At 71.9% G+C, this 16,174-nt stretch carries 12 protein-coding genes and 1 pseudogene; 6 read left to right on the top strand and 7 right to left on the bottom strand.

Annotated elements, in window-relative coordinates:
- Positions 1–131: 131 nt before the first annotated feature.
- Positions 132–2,618 carry a SpoIIE family protein phosphatase gene (locus tag AB0K43_RS02995; protein ID WP_363635123.1) on the bottom strand — a complete coding sequence of 829 codons (2,487 nt, stop codon included), beginning with the start codon at positions 2,616–2,618 and terminating at the stop codon, positions 132–134.
- Between the two features lie 170 nt (positions 2,619–2,788).
- Positions 2,789–3,526, bottom strand: coding sequence for a TIM barrel protein (locus tag AB0K43_RS03000; RefSeq protein WP_363635125.1), 738 nt, complete (start codon positions 3,524–3,526; stop codon positions 2,789–2,791).
- A 206-nt stretch (positions 3,527–3,732) separates the two neighbouring features.
- Here AB0K43_RS03000 and AB0K43_RS03005 point away from each other — a divergent pair, with 206 nt between their 5' ends.
- Entirely contained in the window at positions 3,733–4,722 is a 990-nt protein-coding gene (locus AB0K43_RS03005; protein WP_363635127.1) for an aldo/keto reductase, read from the top strand.
- Between the two features lie 135 nt (positions 4,723–4,857).
- Positions 4,858–6,813 (top strand): family 20 glycosylhydrolase, encoded by a 1,956-nt coding sequence (locus AB0K43_RS03010; RefSeq protein ID WP_363635129.1) that lies wholly within the window; start codon positions 4,858–4,860, stop codon positions 6,811–6,813.
- On the opposite strand, the gene AB0K43_RS03015 is transcribed toward AB0K43_RS03010, so the two are convergent.
- The 5 genes from AB0K43_RS03015 to AB0K43_RS03035 all read right to left on the bottom strand — a co-directional run bounded on the left by AB0K43_RS03015 (position 6,804) and on the right by AB0K43_RS03035 (position 11,559).
- Complete coding sequence (locus tag AB0K43_RS03015) at positions 6,804–6,974, bottom strand: hypothetical protein (protein WP_363635131.1); 171 nt, start codon at positions 6,972–6,974, stop codon at positions 6,804–6,806. The genes AB0K43_RS03010 and AB0K43_RS03015 overlap by 10 nt on opposite strands.
- Before the next feature lie 358 nt (positions 6,975–7,332).
- Entirely contained in the window at positions 7,333–8,253 is a 921-nt protein-coding gene (locus tag AB0K43_RS03020) for an LPXTG cell wall anchor domain-containing protein (RefSeq protein WP_363635132.1), read from the bottom strand.
- A 289-nt stretch (positions 8,254–8,542) separates the two neighbouring features.
- On the bottom strand, positions 8,543–9,238 hold the full coding sequence (locus AB0K43_RS03025; protein WP_363635134.1) for a hypothetical protein: 696 nt from the start codon (positions 9,236–9,238) through the stop codon (positions 8,543–8,545).
- Between the two features lie 25 nt (positions 9,239–9,263).
- Positions 9,264–11,024, bottom strand: coding sequence for a hypothetical protein (locus AB0K43_RS03030; RefSeq protein WP_363635136.1), 1,761 nt, complete (start codon positions 11,022–11,024; stop codon positions 9,264–9,266).
- A gap of 328 nt (positions 11,025–11,352) precedes the next feature.
- Entirely contained in the window at positions 11,353–11,559 is a 207-nt protein-coding gene (locus AB0K43_RS03035) for a hypothetical protein (protein ID WP_363635138.1), read from the bottom strand.
- A gap of 988 nt (positions 11,560–12,547) precedes the next feature.
- On the opposite strand from AB0K43_RS03035, the gene AB0K43_RS03040 reads away from it, so the two are divergent.
- The 4 genes and pseudogenes from AB0K43_RS03040 (at position 12,548) to AB0K43_RS03055 (ending at position 16,155) form a co-directional block, all read left to right on the top strand.
- The gene (locus AB0K43_RS03040; protein WP_363635140.1) at positions 12,548–12,871 is read left to right on the top strand and encodes a hypothetical protein; all 324 of its coding nucleotides are present in this window, start codon (positions 12,548–12,550) and stop codon (positions 12,869–12,871) included.
- 544 nt (positions 12,872–13,415) lie between these two features.
- Positions 13,416–13,955 carry a zinc ribbon domain-containing protein gene (locus tag AB0K43_RS03045; RefSeq protein WP_363635142.1) on the top strand — a complete coding sequence of 180 codons (540 nt, stop codon included), beginning with the start codon at positions 13,416–13,418 and terminating at the stop codon, positions 13,953–13,955.
- An 82-nt stretch (positions 13,956–14,037) separates the two neighbouring features.
- A pseudogene (locus tag AB0K43_RS03050) lies at positions 14,038–14,303 on the top strand (GlsB/YeaQ/YmgE family stress response membrane protein).
- A gap of 136 nt (positions 14,304–14,439) precedes the next feature.
- Complete coding sequence (locus AB0K43_RS03055) at positions 14,440–16,155, top strand: GAF domain-containing protein (RefSeq protein ID WP_363635144.1); 1,716 nt, start codon at positions 14,440–14,442, stop codon at positions 16,153–16,155.
- The last annotated feature ends 19 nt before the right edge of the window (positions 16,156–16,174 follow it).

Below are 16,174 nucleotides of genomic sequence, written 5' to 3' on the forward strand. Positions count from 1 at the left end.
GCGGCGGACATGACCTCATCGTCCAGTGACGGGTCACCGGTGGGCATCAGTCGAATGACCTGCGTTTGACCTGCGCACGTCGTAACCGTGCCTGGTCACGGCGTCGACGGCGGCGATTCGACCGGCAGGGCTCACCCGGGGCGGTAGTGGGTGAGCAGCAGGGCGATGTCGTCGGAGCGGTGCGGGGAGCGCCGGGCCTTTCGCAGGAGTCGGTCGGCGAGTTCCTCGATGTCCTCGGCGCGGGCGTGGGCCAGTGAGACCCGCAGGTCGTCGATGCCCACGTCGATGTCGGTGCCGCGTTCCTCGACCAGGCCGTCGGTGTAGAGCGCGAGGATCGAGCCGCGGGGAAGGTCCAGCCGGGTCTCCGGGTAGGTGCTGGCGCCGTCCACGCCGAGGAGCGGTCCGCCGTCCAGCTCCAGCACTTCGGTGCTGCCGTCGGGTCGGCGCAGCAGGGGCGGGCAGTGCCCGGCGCGGACGGCGTAGGCACGGTCGGTGCCCGGATCGATGCGGAGGTAGCAGCAGCTGGCGAGCATCCCGGGATCGAGGTCGACCAGCAGCCGGTTGGTACCGCCCAGGACGGCGCCGGGCGAGTGGCCCGCCGTCACGAAAGCCCTGACCGCACTCCGCAGTTGGCCCATGACGCCGGCTGCGGCGACGCTGTGGCCCTCGACGTCCCCGACGACGAGGGCCACGCCGCCCCCGGTGGGGATCACGTCGTACCAGTCGCCGCCGATGTGCATCCCGCTGGTGCCGGGCAGGTACCGGCCGGTGGTGCGGATGCCGGGCAGGACGGGCAGACGGTGGGGCAGGAGTGCGTTCTGCAGGCCGTGGGCGAGGGCGGACTTCTCGTCGTAGAGACGGGCGCGTTCGAGTGCCTGGGCGATCAGACCGCTGAGCGCGGTCAGGATGCCCCGGTCCTTGGTGGTGAAGTGGTGGATCTCGTCGAACCCGAGGATGCAGGTCCCGACGGGACGGTTGGAAGCGATCAGCGGCAGGTAGGCCCAGGCTCCGATGCCTTCCACCGGGTGGGCGGGGCGGCCGGCGGCGAGATCCTGCGGGGACTCCACGAACAGGGGTACGCCGGCGGTCTGCGTCTGCGTCCCGGGCAGCGGCGTGTCGAGCGGTTTGCCTTCCAGCCAGTGCAGGAAGCGGTCGTGGTGGCCGCTGTGGCACAGCAGGTGCAGGCAGCCTTCCTCGATCACGTAGATGGCCAGGTGCTGACCGCCGAAGGCCGGCATGAGCTGGTCGGAGACGACGTCGCACACCTCGCCCGTGGTGACCGCCTCGGTCAGTGCGCTGCTGAGCTGCAGCACGTGGTAGATGGCGCCCAGGCGCGCGGGGGCCACCTGGGCGACCGGGGTCGCCCGGGCCGTCGGTGCCGGAGGGTCCACCGGTGGTCCGGAAGGCGCCACCCTGCCGGTCACCCCGTTGGCACCCGGGTGCAGGGAGAAGGCGAGCCACCGGTCCGGCGGGCGGTGGGCCAGGAAGGTGCTGGGCTGCTGCGAGACCATCGCGGCCCGGTACCGGTCCTCGTAGGTGGGATCGGACAGCCAGGGCAGCACATCCCACAGGCGGCGGCCGAGCAGTTCGGGGACGGGCGCTCCGAGCAGCTGCTCCAGGCTCGGGTTGGCGTAGGTGACCCGCCCGTCCGGGGAGAGCGAGAAGAGTCCGTCCCGGAGCCGTTCCACCGCGGTGAGTGCGGCGGCTCCGGCTCCGGCGTCGAGCACGCAGCCGACCAGGTGCCTTCGCACCTCCGCCCCGGGCGCCTCCGGCACGCGGCCCCACAGCTCGACGGTGCGGTACCCGTCGGCGGCGCGGACGCGCAGGCGCCGGGCGAGCACGCTGCCATCCGCGACGGCCACGCGGGCCGTGGCCCGGAGCGAGACCCGGTCGCCGGGGTGGAGCCGGGAGGCGAGCGTGTCGGCGCGCCCGTCGAAGGTGCCGGGGGTCAGACCGAAGATCGCGCAGAGTTCCTCGTCGGCGACCACCGTCCCGGTGTCGAGCCGCCAGTCGAAGAGGCCGACCCGCACGGCCGGTGCGGTCGGGGCCGGGACTTCGATGGGCACCGTCGTGGCGTCGTACTCGAGCGTGCTCCCGCGGGCCCGGAGGTCGGCGAGGGCGGTGCCGAGCCGGCCGGCGATGGCCCGCAGATGGCGGAGCTGCGCTCTGGACAGCCCCACGCACCCGGGCGGCGCCGTCCACACGACCGCCAGCGCCCCCAGCCTCTCCGGCCCGGCCCTGACCGGCACCGAGGCCGAGCCGAACGCGTACGGCAGGGCCACCGCGAGCTGGGGATAGCGCCGCATCGTCTCGCCGGCGTCGGCCAGGTGGACCGTCCGGCCCGACCGGTAGGCCGCCGCCACCGGGATGGGGCTGTTGACCGGGATGAGCCGCCAGCCACCGAGCAGGGAGGGCGATGCCCCGCAGGTGGCGGCCAGCACGATCGAACGGCCGTCGCGGGAGCGGAGGAAGACGCTTCCGGCATGGGCGCCGGTCGCCCCGACGGCCTTGACGACGGCCCCCACCAGGGCGTCCTCGCGTTCGGCCGTCACACCGGCGGCCTCCCCGGCGGCCGTGGCGGGCGATGCCCCCGGCTCGATCGGATCGCGCACACTCATGTCTCCCGCTGTACGTCCGGCCGGCCGCGCTGTCAAGGCGGGCCGGACATCCAGGGGTCGAGCAGGCGGCCGAGCTGCGGCGACCGGGGTGTCCCGGGCGGCCGGCCCGGGGCGCGTTCGACCCGCTCGGTGCCCGACGGGCGATCAACTCGGTTCTGCGGGAGACCCGTTCAGGTCCGACCGGCGATCCAGTCCAGGGCGCCGGGAAGGATGTCCTCGACCGGGGCGATGTCCGGGTACCACGTCCGCTCCCACTCCAGCGACACCCAGCCCTCGAATCCGTCGAGCAGCCTGCGGGCGGCCGCCAGGGGGACGGCGCCCGTGCCGAGCGGGACGGGCGTGGTGCAGGTGGCGGAGGCGGCGTCCTTGATCTGGACGCATGCGAGGCGGCCACCGAGCTGCCGCAGGGTTTCGGCGGGCTCCTCGCCGTGCCGCCACGGGTGCAGCAGGTCCCAGATCGCGCCCGCGTGCGGTGCGCGTTCCAGCAGCGCCGCGACGGCGGCGCCGGTGGGCAGTGCGTCGTGCGTCTCGACCAGGACCTTCGGCCCCTCGGTCGCGACCGCGGCCAGCCTGCGCGCCCCGGCGGCGAGGTCGGTGCCGCCGGGGAAGACCCGGACGAACTCGGCCCCGAGATCGCGCGCGAGTCGGAGGTCTGCCCGTAGCGCCGCGATCACCGGCCCGTCGTCACCGGGCTCGCAGACCCGGACGTACCCGGACAGGCAGAACGCGGGGAGTCCACCCAAGGTCCTGGCGGCCGCGGCCCGTTCGGCGGTGTCGAGGCCGGCGTGCACACCGGTGTCGGGGTGCAGGCGCAGCTCCAGCCCGTCCAGACCGAACCGCCGGGCCAGGCCCACCGAGCCGGTCAGCGGGACTCCCGGGGTGCCCAGGGTGCTCAATGCCAGTCTCATCGCGTCCTTCCGACGGGGCGCCCGCGGTCGACCTGCCGTGCCTGTGGGGGCAGCGTAGCCGGAAAGCGCTTACCGGTCGAGCGCCCGGAAGTCGTGATCGCGAGGCGATGCGATGGAAGCCCGAGCGCCCCTGGGCCGATCGCAGTATGTTTGTCCATGTTGATTTTAGTTCATATTTGGTCGGTCGGGCTGGCAGGATAAGCGGCATGACCTACCTTGCCGCGGACGACCGCTACGCCTCGATGACCTACCGCCGCGCCGGGCTCAGCGGCGTGCAGTTGCCCACCGTCTCCCTGGGGCTGTGGCACAACTTCGGCGACACCCAGCCGCTGGAGGTGCAGCGCGCCGTGCTGCGCCGGGCCTTCGACCGGGGTGTCACCCACTTCGACCTGGCGAACAACTACGGTCCGCCGTACGGGAGTGCGGAGCGCAACTTCGGCCACCTGTTCGCGCAGGACTTCCGCCCGTACCGGGACGAGTTGTTCATCGCCTCCAAGGCGGGCTACGACATGTGGCCCGGCCCGTACGGGAACGGCGGCAGCCGCAAGTACCTGCTGGCCAGCCTCGACCAGTCGCTGCGGCGGATGGGCCTGGAGTACGTGGACGTGTTCTACTCGCACCGCTACGACCCGGCCACCCCGTTGGCGGAGACGATGGGGGCACTGGACCGGGCGGTGCGGTCCGGGAAGGCGCTGTACGCCGGCATCTCCAACTATCCGGCGGCCGAGCACCGGGAGGCGGTGGCGATCCTGCGGGAGCTCGGCACGCCGGTGCTGCTGAACCAGGCCCGCTACTCCATTCTCGACCGCGGCCCGGAGGAGGGCCTGCTGGAGGCGGTCGGCGGTACCGGGACCAGCCTGATCGCCTTCTCGCCGCTCGCCCAGGGCCTGCTGACGGACCGCTACCTGTCGGGCGCCGTGCCGTCCGGTTCGCGGATGTCGGTCGGACACTTCCTCAAGGAGCAGGCGCTGACCGGCGCCAAGCTGGACCAGCTGCGCGGGCTGGCCGGGGTGGCCGAGAGGCGCGGACAGAGCCTGGCGCAGCTGGCCCTCTGCTGGGTGCTGCGCGACCCCCGGGTGGTATCGGTGATCATCGGGGCCAGCAGCGTGGCCCAGCTGGACCAGAACCTCGACGCGCTGAACGGCGGGCCGCTGGAGGACGCGGAGCTGGCCGAGATCGACCGGCTCGGCCGCTGACCGTGCGGTGGACCCACGCCTGCTCAACTCCGTGGACAGGCATGCGCATTCATGCGCGATCCAGCCGAGTTCGCATCATCTGTTGACGCCTTCAGGGGTTCTGCGTTGGACTGGTGCCTCCCCCTTGGAGCTCCCATGAGACTGCTCAGGCTGTTGACCGTAGCCGTCTGCACCGCAGCGGCGCTCGTCCTGCCCGGTGCCTCGTCCGCCGAGAGTGTCGCAGACGGTTCCGCCGCCGCCGCGCCGCCGCAGACCGTACCCGCGCTGCGCCAGTGGACGGCCGGCAGCGGCTCGTACACCTTCACCGCGGGGAGCCGGATCGTCGTCGACCCCGCCTACACCGCCCAACTCGCCGACGAGGCCGCCACCTTCGCCGACGACCTCGGCCAACTGGCGGGCCGTAGCGTCGCGGTGACCACCGGCACCGCCGGTGCGGGAGACATCGCGCTCACCCTCGGCGACGACACGCTGCCCGCCGAGGGCTACCGGCTGACCGTCGCGGCGGCGGTCACCGTCCGGGCCGGCACCGACACCGGCGCGTTCCTCGGCACCCGGACCGTCCTTCAGCTGCTGCACCGGTCGGCCACCGTGCCGGCCGGGACGGCAGTCGACTGGCCGGCCAAGGCCGAGCGCGGGCTGATGATCGACCAGGGCCGGAAGTTCTTCACCGTCGCCTGGGTGAAGCAGCACATCAAGGAACTCGCCTACCTCAAGCTCAACTACTTCCACTTCCACCTGTCGGACACCTACGGCTTCCGCCTGGAGAGTGCCACCCACCCGGAGATCGTCTCCGCGGACCACTACTCCAAGCAGGACATCGCCGACCTGGTCGCCCTCGGGCGGAAGTACCACATCACCATCGTGCCCGAGATCGACACCCCCGGGCACATGAACCCGATCGTGGCCGCCCACCCCGAACTCGCGCTGAGGAACAGCTCCGGCACGGTCGACCCCGCCTTCATCGACCTCTCGCTGCCCGGCACCTATACGCTGATCAAGGACCTGGTCGACGAGTACCTGCCGCTGTTCCCCGCCCCCTACTGGCACATCGGCGCGGACGAGTACGTCGACGACTACGGTCGCTATCCGCAGCTGCTGGCCTACGCCCGCGCCCACTACGGCGCGAACGCCACCGCCAAGGACACCTACTACGGCTTCGTCAACTGGGCCGACGCGCTGGTGCGGGCGGGCGGCAAAACCACACGGATGTGGAACGACGGCATCAAGTCCGGGGACGGCACCATCGCCCCCAACGCCGACATCCTGGTCGAGTACTGGTACGACTACGGCCTCACCCCCCAGCAGTTGGCCACCGCCGGCCACACCGTCGCCAACGAGTCCTGGACCCCGACCTACTACGTGCTCGGCGGAGCCAAGCCCGACACCGGATGGATGTACGAGACCTGGGCGCCCGACGTCTTCCAGGGCGGCCGGACCCTCACCGACCCGACGAGGAACCGCGGCTCGCTGATCCACGTCTGGTGCGACAACCCCAACGCCGAGACCGAGGAGCAGATCGCCGCCGGCATCATGTACCCGCTCCGCGCACTCGCCCAACAGACCTGGGGATCACCCAGGTTGACGGCCACCTACGCGTCGTTCACCCCGATCGCCGCAGCGGTCGGCCACAACCCCGGCTGGCCCGGCGCCGCCCAGCCCGGCAACCTGGCCCGCAACCGGCCGACCACCGCCTCCAGCACCGAGACCGCCGACTTCCCCGCGGCCCTCGCCACCGACGGCGACGCCACCACGCGCTGGTCCAGCGCCTACGGTGACCCGCAGTGGCTGCAGGTCGACCTCGGCTCCACACAGGCGGTCAACCGTGTGGTGCTGCGCTGGGAGGCCGCGTACGGGAAGGCCTTCCGGATCCAGCTCTCCGACGACGGCGCCACCTGGCGCACCATCCACTCCACCACCGCCGGCACCGGCGGCGTCCAGGACCTCACCGGCCTGACCGGCTCCGGCCGTTACATCCGGGTGTACGGCACCGCGCGCGGGACGGCCTGGGGCTACTCGCTGTACGAGATCGAGGTGTACGGGGCCGGCCCGACCCTCTCCCGGAAGCCGGACCTGGTCATACGTCAGAGGTAGCCGTCCTCGACCCAGTCGGCCATCCGCATGCGGGCCCACCATGCCAGGAACTCCTGGAAGCGGCCGGCGGCCCGGGGAGGTCCGAGGGGCGGTTCCTGCTCGCTACGGCTGCCCGGCGAGTCGGTGTCACCTCCCTCCAGGGGTCCTTCAGCGGACTCCATGACGCAGCCTCCTCGGACCGTGCCCTACCTGGCTTTCGTCTCGTCACACAGTTCATGGGCAGTCGGGACGGCTCGTGGGAGTGGTCGGGCTGCTGTCATCCCTTCTTGAGGACCGCCGGCGCCTCGGGGGGATTCCGTAGTCCTCGCAGAGCAACGCGGAGAGCCTCGTCACTCTCAGGAACGCCTCGCTGGTCAGGTCCTCGACGACCGACGGGTCCTGCACCCGGCGGGTGAGGTAGCGGCTGATCATCGGGGAGTGGAGGCGGTAGATGCAGCCGAATGCGTCGTGGTCGCCGACCTTCGCCCGAGCGGCCAGGTCCTCGATGTAGCTCTGGTCGTAGGCCCCGTGTCGCCCGGCTCAGTACGTGTGCCGGCCGGCGGCGCGTCGGCGGCGCAGCGCGAGAGCGATCCCTGTCCCGGCGGCCAGGAAGGCGAGGCCGGCGGCGATCAGCGCGGGATCTGCGCCACCGCCGGTGGACGCGAGGACCCGCGCACCGACCGAGCGATTCCTGGCCTCGCCGACCGCGACCGCACCGACCGGAAGGGCTTCCGGCGCGAGGGGGCTGCTGGTGAGGGCGGGTTGCGGGGTCGGCGAGGGCGCGGTGGAGGTGGACGCGATCGGGGTGACGGTCGTCCGCGCGGTGGCCGACGGCGAGGGGGAGCCGGGGCGGGTGATGCAGAAGCGCTGCGGCTCGCTGCGCGTGGTGTCGGTGGTCGTTCCGGGCGTGCCGCCGGGGCCGGCGGGTGCCCAGTACGCGACCGCGGCGATCTCGGCGAGGCTGTCCTCGAGTCCCGGGGGCAGCCCGAGGTCGAGGGCGAGGGTCAGCTTCTTGCCGGCCGGCACGAGGAGCAGCCCCTGGTTCCCGGTCGTGGTGTCGTCGGCGGCCGGGGTGAGGAGTCGGATTCCGTTGCCCGGTCCTGTCACCGGATCGCTGGTGTGCCAGTTCATCTCGGAGGGTTGCTTGTAGCGCAGGCTCATGTCGGGGACGGGCAGGCCGTGGTGGTCGTCCGAGATCTGAACGGCCGGGTGGAGGACCAGGTCCGTGCCGGTGGTGTTCAGCAGTTCGGCGGTGAAGCGGGCGCTGCCGCCGGCGGAGACGCTCTGCGGGGCGCCGGTGATGGTGAGTCGGGGGGCGGGGGCTGCGGAGTGGGAGGCCCTGGCCGTGGCGTGGTCGCCCGGGCCGGTGGCGCCCACGGCCGGCGCCGGCGCTCCGGTTGCGAGGGCGGCGGAGGTGGCGAGGGCGAGGGCAGCAGCCGTAGCTCTGGTGACGCGGCGCATGGTGGTACCTCACTGGAAGTGCGCGGCGGGGCGGGCCCGCCGCGGCGGGTGGTGGTGCGGGTGGCTGGCTCCGGGGCCGGGGGAGGTGGCGCCGGGCGCTGTCGAGCTGCTCGCGCGGGTCGTCAGCGCGGGTCGGGTGCACGGACCGTTCAGGCTGCGTGGGCCGGGCCGGCCGCCGGCGGTGCCGCGGGCGGGTGGCGGAGTCCCACGAGGTTCGCCCGCTGCCAGATCAGCGGGCGAAGGATCCGTTGCCATGCTCGGGGTGGAGCGGGGGCGCCCCCGGGGTCGATCAGCTGCTCGCGGGCAAGCCGTCGATCGTCCTGGTGAGCGTGACATCGGGCGTGGGCGCGGCGCGGTCGGCCGACGCCGCGGCGCTGGCTTCCCCGAGGATCACCACGACCTGCTCGGCGAGGTTGTCGGCGACGGCCTTGAGCCTCTGCGGGGGCTGGTCGCGGGCGGCGGTGCGCAGGTCGGCCTCGATCTGTCCGAGGCGGCGCAGGGCGTCGGGGCTCAGCGTGACGGGTCGGGGGGTGTCGAGGACGAACTGGTAGGCGCCGGCGAACGTCTCGCAGGCGGCGCAGTGGTTGTTGCTCGCCTTGCTCACGTTTCCGGCGTGGAGCTTGGGGTGGCTGCCGCCCATCGTGATGATCTGGAAGGACAGCGCCGCGGAGCTGCAGTGCTGCCATCCGTCGCAGGAGCGGGAGGAGGCGAGGGCGCGGTTGTCGGCGCCGGCGCCGATCTGGTCCCCGTACTGGTGGATCTCGAACGCGACCTGGAAGTCGCGGGGGTGGAGCGGGCTCGCGGTGCTGATCGCGCTCGTGGTGTCGATGCTGACGGCGTGCGCGGTGGTGTGGCGCGCGTTCGGCGCGGCGGACGCGAGGACCGGGGTCCCCGTGACCATGACGGCCGCCGCCGTGGCGACCAAGCCCGCGCGCATGAGCGGCACGAGGTGACCGGGCAGGGGTTTGCGGTGGGATCCGGACATGGGTGTTACCTCCTGTGAGCTGCGGTCAACTGTTGGACGCGCTGGCTTGGGGTGTCGGGGGAGTGGTGGAGGGCGTGGGCGGGAGGCTGCCCGAAGGGGCAGGGCTCGACGGCTTCGTCGGGGAAGCCGACGGCGTGACCGGCTCGGGCGCGGATGGGGATGCGGATGCGGGTGCGGATGCGGGTGCGGATGCGGGTGCGGATGCGGATGCGGAAAGGCTCGGCCCCGGGGGCACGTTGGTGACGCCGGGCACAGGCCGCAGGCCCGGGGCGGTGGTGGCGCGGGCGGTCCAGGAAGGCTGGGGCCGGGCGGTGTTCGACGCTGCGGGGGATCGAGTCTCCGGCGGGGCGGCGGGCGGTCGGCTCGCCATGACGTTCGGCTGCAGCGCGGGGGCGATGGGTGCCCGGGGCGCGAGCGGCTCGGGTGTCAGTCCCTGACCCCACGCTCCGGCCAGGGCCGCCACGATGCACAGGCCCGCGAGCGTGACCAGGTAGGGCCGCGGACCCGCCGTGCGGGCAGCCTTGCGGATCGCCTTCAGGCCACGGGTGGCGAGCCTCGTCACGAGGTACACCAGACCGACGGAAGGCAGGAGCAGCATGAGGCAGCCGATCACGCCGAGGAGGAACGATGCGACGGCCCCGTCCATGAGTGCTTGCAAAGTCCCGGACAGCTGGTCGCCGAGGGATCTGAGGCTCGTCGTCAGGAGCCGGGGGAGGTTCCACAACGCGTAGCAGACCTCGCCGAGCAGCAGCGGGACCATGGTGAGGACCCAGGCCGTCACGATGATTCTGGAGGAACGTTTCATGCCGGCGACGGCGGGTGGCGGAGGACGGCCCGGGATCATGCTCCGCAGGATCGGTTTGACCTTGCCGAAGAGGTCGGGGACGCCCGCGACGTCGGCCAGGATGTAGTAGCCGTCCAGGCGCAGGGTCGGCAGGAGTTGCTCGAGGACCTCGTAGTGCGTGAGGTACACCGCGGTGAGGAGGAAGTCCTGGCCGGTGCCCGCGTAGAGGGCGAAGAGGATCGCGATGAAGACGACGTTGAAGTACACGCCGCCGAGGTCGGTCCGTAGGCGCCCGGCTCTTCTCAGCCGGTAGACGTCGGTGACGTCCGTGTACATGGCCGGCCACACGAGGTAGATGCCGCAGCCGATGCATCCGGGCCTCCCGCCGCTGTAGCGGCACCCCGAGGCGTGGCCGAGCTCGTGGAAGACGGTGGAGAGGACCGTCAGCGCGAACACCGCGAGCAGGAGCACGGGCTGCTCGAGCGTGTGCAGGACGGGGACCATCGCCCCATGGACCATGAACAGCCAGTAGTCCGCCGCCGCGGTGAACGCGATGAACAGGGTGACGGCCGTCGGCCGGTGCAGCCAGGAGAGCAGGGCCGCGATCGTCTCCACGGCGGGCTGGCGTAGCAGGACGCGGTGGAACTTGAGGGTGAGCAGGAGATCGGTCCCCGGTACCTGTGTCCCGGGCGCCCTCCCGTCGGCGCCCTCGGTGACTCCCAGCGGGTCGAGCTTGTTCGTGATGAGGTAGCCGACGTTGTCGGCGCTGACGTCGTTCCCGAAGCGTCCGCCGACGTGGTGGGCGAGCGCCTCGTAGGAGCGGGACCCGTCGATCGCACACACGATGAGGTACAGGAGCCGGCTGAGCTGGATCACCTGGCCGTCGGGGCGCCGGACGAGGTAGCGGGGGGTGGTGAAGCCGGAGTCCTGGTACTCGCCCAGGAGCTCGGTGCCGGGGCGAAGCTGCGGCGGCGCATCGGCCGGCTCCTGCGCGCTGTGCACTGCCGTGTCGTACGTGGCGGCAGCGGGGCGCCGTGGCTGTCCGGGGAGGGCCGGCGGCCGCGGGTGCGCCGTGTGGCGTCGCCGGGCCCGGGTGCCCGGTGGCCCGGGCGATCGGCCGTCGAGACCGTTTTCCTTTTCGGTCACGTTACCTTCCTCGCGGGCCGTCGTTGACCTGTAAGAAGGTGTTCCCGGCGACGATTCTGGCGTCGCCGGGAACACCGGTCGATACTGCGCCGAGGATCAGGAGAAGACCAGGGCACCCTTATGTGTGAGCGTTGTTGTGGAAGCCCATTTCAAGGGTGCGGCATCATTGATCCCTCGGCTGCCATCACTGGGTGATGGTGATGACCTGCTTCGCGTCGGCGCCGGCCACGGAGTCGCGGGAGTGGTCGTTCACGGCCAGCGAGTTGTTCTCCGCGTGCACCACCGCCGTGTGCTTGGTGACGGTGGTCGTCTTGTGCAGGTTGAAGCTGAACCGGCTCAGCGCCTCACGCTTCGGGAGCATCTCGGCGGTCTCGGACTGCAGCTCCGACATGTCGATCATTGTGATTCCTATTCCTCTGGGTGATGAGCAGGGCGTGCCCCGTCTCGTCGCCGGGACCCGCACTGTCAGGCGTTTGCCTGACGACGGCAGACACTACGACGAGTTTTCAACGGAAAGCAAGCAAGCGACTACGCAGCGTTACCACTATTCCGGGTAATGCCCCCTTGGCGTGCCCGAAAAGGTGCCGCGAACATGGCGAGAAGTCTTCGCGCACCCTTCCGGTGCGGGGCTTCTTCGTATCCGAGGTTTTACTCGCGCGGCATATTCGAAGCATCACCCGATCGGGTCAGTCTTCGCTCATGGATTCGATGAATCCGGCGCGCCGCTCGCCGATTTCGAATATTGCTCCACCACCAGGGTGATGCCTTTGTTCGCACCTGCCCGGACGGCAGCGGGCCCCGGGCGAAACCCCCCACCCACCGCGGCCGGGGCACCCTCCGCGCTGGGGTGTGCGGGGCGGGGGTCGGCCGGCCTTGATGGTGGAGTCGATCCAGGCCCGGTGGTGGGCGACGTTGGTGAGCACATCGGGAAAGCTCGGCCGGCTGGGGGGTGGATGCTTACGGCGACGGGTGCTCGATTCGTCTCGGGCGCGGCCGGGCGCGGGTGCGCACGGCGGCTTGATCATCCCAGCCCGCCCCGGGTGCCCACCGCACGGACTGGCGTGAACAAGCTATCGAGAAAGTGGAGTTGACGCCTGCGGCGCCCTGCCGGCGGACCGGCCAGCCAAGATCGCGCGCTGGGCGCCAGGTCCTTGATCACTCGAACGAGTGGCCATCGACAGGAATCCGAAGAGTGTTCATCCGTTCACTTTGGGTCATGGCACGATCTTGTCGTGCCGTTCCGACCGCGGACCGCCACGGCGCCGCATCGTGCCCGAACGCACCGGGCGGCGTCCGGCCCACCTCGGCAGGACGGCGTCGCCCGAGACGGGGTCGGCGGCGGCACACCTCGACCGATCGAGCCACCACAGGAGAAGCCAGTGCCCAGCCACGACGACAGCAACAACCTCACCGGCAACCGTCCCTACAACTACCGGCCCTCCGCGGAGGAGAGGCAGGAGGAGCAGGACAAGGACCGGACCTTCTATGTCACCGTCACCGGTGGCGACAAGGACGTCCTCGACACCCTCATCTCCGAGCGGAACCCCGAGTACTCCGACCACGAGCGCGCCAACCTGCTGGACCGCCAGGACGGCACGTTCACGGTCGCCTACCTGGACCGCAAGAGCGCCGAGCGCGCCGCCGGCCTGTTCGAGACGGCGGGTGCCCAGGTCGAGACGGTCGGCAAGGACACCAGCTTCTGACCGCAGCGCGGAGCGGACCCGAGCCAGAACTCCGGCGGGGCGACCGCCCCACCGGAGTTCTGGCTGTCGGTATCTGGACGACACCGTTGGGCGGGGGCACGGCGTTCGCCTGGGGCAGGGCGCGGAACGTGGGGCTTGCGTGGCTCGGCACCGTGAACCATCCGCAGGTGACGCGTTGGCCCAGGTGCCGGCGAAGCCCATCACCGAAGAACGCCGAAGCGCTGGGGGAGGGCCGCTCGTCGCTCCCCGGGCTGTCACGCAGGCCGGTGGAGAGGACGATCCTGTCGGGCCTGCCGGGGAGTGCGAAGGCGTACGGCTCGTCGTCGGGCAGGACCGGCGCGCCCGCGACGGTGTCGGCGGTTCGCGGGGCGCGGCGGGCTTGGCCCTGATCCTGCGGTGGCGCGCGAGCGCGACGGGTGAGGAGATCGCCACCAAGGCCAGGAGGGCGAGGGGGGCGGTTCCCGCGACCTCGTCGAACGGCTCGGCGGCGCGGACCTCGGGGCCCGCCCACTCGTCGGGGAGCGGGTTGCCAGGGATCCGCACGATGCCGCGAGGCCGGCGCCGACGGCCGCCGGCGATCCGGGCCTCGAGCTCGCCGTGGCCGCGTCGGCGTGCGGGCCGATCCCACCACGGCATCAGCAATGCCGCGGACGGCCTCGCCGGAGCCAACTGGGGCGGCTCGCGCGACGCGGCGTTCCAGCGCGCGATCGGCAATGCCCAGCACCACTTCAACCGCTGCGGCCGGTGCACCAGCTACGTGTGCGGCCGCTGCTGGGACAGTGCCCAGGGGCTGTGCCACACCTGCGCGCCCGACACCGCCGCCGAATCCATGGCCGCCCAGCGCCGGGGACTGAACGACATGGTCTCCGAGCAGGCGTACGCCCACGGGCAGCAGACCGGCCAGGGCTACGACGTGCAGACCCCGCGTCAACTGGTCTGCCCGCAGTGCCGGGCGGAGACCCACGGCACGCCCTTCTGCCCGGGCTGCGGGTTCCACCTCGCCCGGCCCAGCCAGTGCACGTCCTGCCACGCGGCGCTGCCCGACGGGGCGGCCTTCTGCCCGGGGTGCGGCACCCGCCGCTGAACCGGACCCGCATCCGTCGGCGGCCGGCCGCCGCCGGCCCCAGACCCTCCCCGAGAACGACCACCAGAGGAGAAGAGACACCATGGGCATCATCAGTTGGATCGTGCTCGGCCTGATAGCCGGCGCGATCGCCAAGTTCCTGCTCCCCGGTCGCGACCCGGCGGCCTGTTCGTCACCACCCTGATCGGCGTGGCCGGTTCGTTCGTCGGCGGCTGGCTGTCCGCCACCTTCCTGCACCACCCGGTCGAGAAGAGCTTCTTCGACCTCGCCACCTGGGGCGCGGCCATCGCGGGCTCGTTCGTGCTCCTCGTCCTCTACCGGATCTTCTTCGGCAACTCCCGCCGCTGACGGCGGCCGACGCGCCCCCAGGGGCGCTCCGGCTGTCCCGGACGGTGCCGGAGCCCCCTGCCACCCTTCGGTCCGTCTGCGAGAATCTGTCGCGGGTACCGGTGCCGTGCGGGTGCCGGGGCTGGAGGAGGCCGTCATGGGTGGGGATGATGTGGCGCGCTCGCGGATTCCGCAGCTGCGGCTCGATGAGCTGCTGGAGGAGTTGCAGGCGCGGATCGACGCGGCCCGTGGGACGAGGGACCGGGTGCACAGCCTTCTGGAAGCGGTGCTGTCGGTCGGGCGGGAGCTGGATCTGACGCAGGTGCTGCGGCGGATCGTGGAAGCGGCGGCGGTCCTGGTGGACGCCCGCTACGCGGCGCTGGGGGTGATCGGCCCGGGCGGGGAGTCGCTGTCGGAATTCCTGACGGTAGGGATGTCGGCGGAGGAGATCGCCGGGATCGGGTCCTACCCGACCGGCAAGGGGCTGCTGGGTGAGCTGATCAGCCACCCGGAGGCGCTGCGGCTGGAGGACCTGTCGCAGCACCGGGCTTCCTTCGGATACCCGGCCAACCATCCGCCGATGCGGACCTTCCTCGGGGTGCCCGTGCGGGTGCGCGAGGAGGTGTTCGGGAATCTCTACCTGACCGACAAGCGCGGTGGGGAAGAGTTCGACGCCGACGACGAGTCGGTGATCTCGACGTTGGCGGTGGCCGCCGGGGTGGCGATCGACAACGCGCGGCTGTACGAGGAGGCGCAGCGCCAGCAGAGCTGGCTGAGCGCGAGCGCGGAGATCACCCGCAGCCTGCTGTCGGGGAGTTCGCGTGCCCAGGTGGTCGAGCTGATCGCGCAGCGGGCACGGGAGATCACCGGCGCCGAACTGGGGGACATCGTCGTGCCGGAGGCCGACGGCCGGACGTTGCGGCTGGAGCTCGCGCTCGGTGGCGACGCGCGCAAGCGCGCCGGCCTGGTGGTGCCGCGGGAGGGCACACTCTCGGGCGCGGCCTGTACGCACGGAAGGCCGGTCACCACCGCGGACCTGGCCACCGACCCGGCCTTGACGGGCGATCCGCGGCGGGTGGAGCGACTGGGCCCGGCGGTGGCGGTGCCGATGGGGCGGGCCGAGGGGCACACGGACGCGGTCCTGTTGCTGGCCCGCCGTCCGGGAGGGGCGCTGTTCACCGAGCGGGAGATCGGACCGCTGCTCGGGTTCGCCGACCAGGCCGCGCTGGGACTGGAACTGGCCGACCGGCGCCGTGACGCCGAACAGCTGGCGCTGCTGGAGGACCGGGACCGGATCGCCCGCGACCTGCACGACCTGGCCATCCAGCGGTTGTTCGCCACCGGGATGACGCTGCAGAGCGCCGCTCGCTTCATCGACCACCCCGGAGCGTCGGACCGGGTGCTGCGCGCGGTGGGTGACCTGGACGAGACCATCAAGATCATCCGGTCGACGATCTTCGGGTTGCGGGCCCGGGACGGAGCGGCCGGCAACGGGTTGCGGGCCCGGGCGGTCAAGGTGGTCGAGGAGGCGCAGGCGGCACTGGGCTTCGCGCCGCGGCTGAGCATGGAGGGACTGTTGGACACCGACGTCCCGGGCGGGGTGGCCGACCACGTGGTGGCGGTCCTGGGCGAGGCGCTGAGCAACGCCGCCCGGCATGCCCACGCCGGTCGGGTCGAGGTGGTGCTGCAGGCGACCGGGACGCAGGTCCTGCTGACGGTGCAGGACGACGGCGTGGGCATTCCGGAGCAGGGCAGGCGCAGCGGTCTGCGCAACCTCGCCGAGCGGGCCGAGGGCCTGGGTGGGGTGTTGGAGCTGGCGAGCCCGCCGCACGGCGGTACCCGGCTGCTGTGGTCGGCGCCGCTGGGCGACTGAGTGGCACCGCCCATCGCGC

Source organism: Kitasatospora sp. NPDC049258 (genome assembly GCF_040678895.1).
In the GTDB taxonomy this organism is placed as follows: Bacteria; Actinomycetota; Actinomycetes; order Streptomycetales; family Streptomycetaceae; genus Kitasatospora.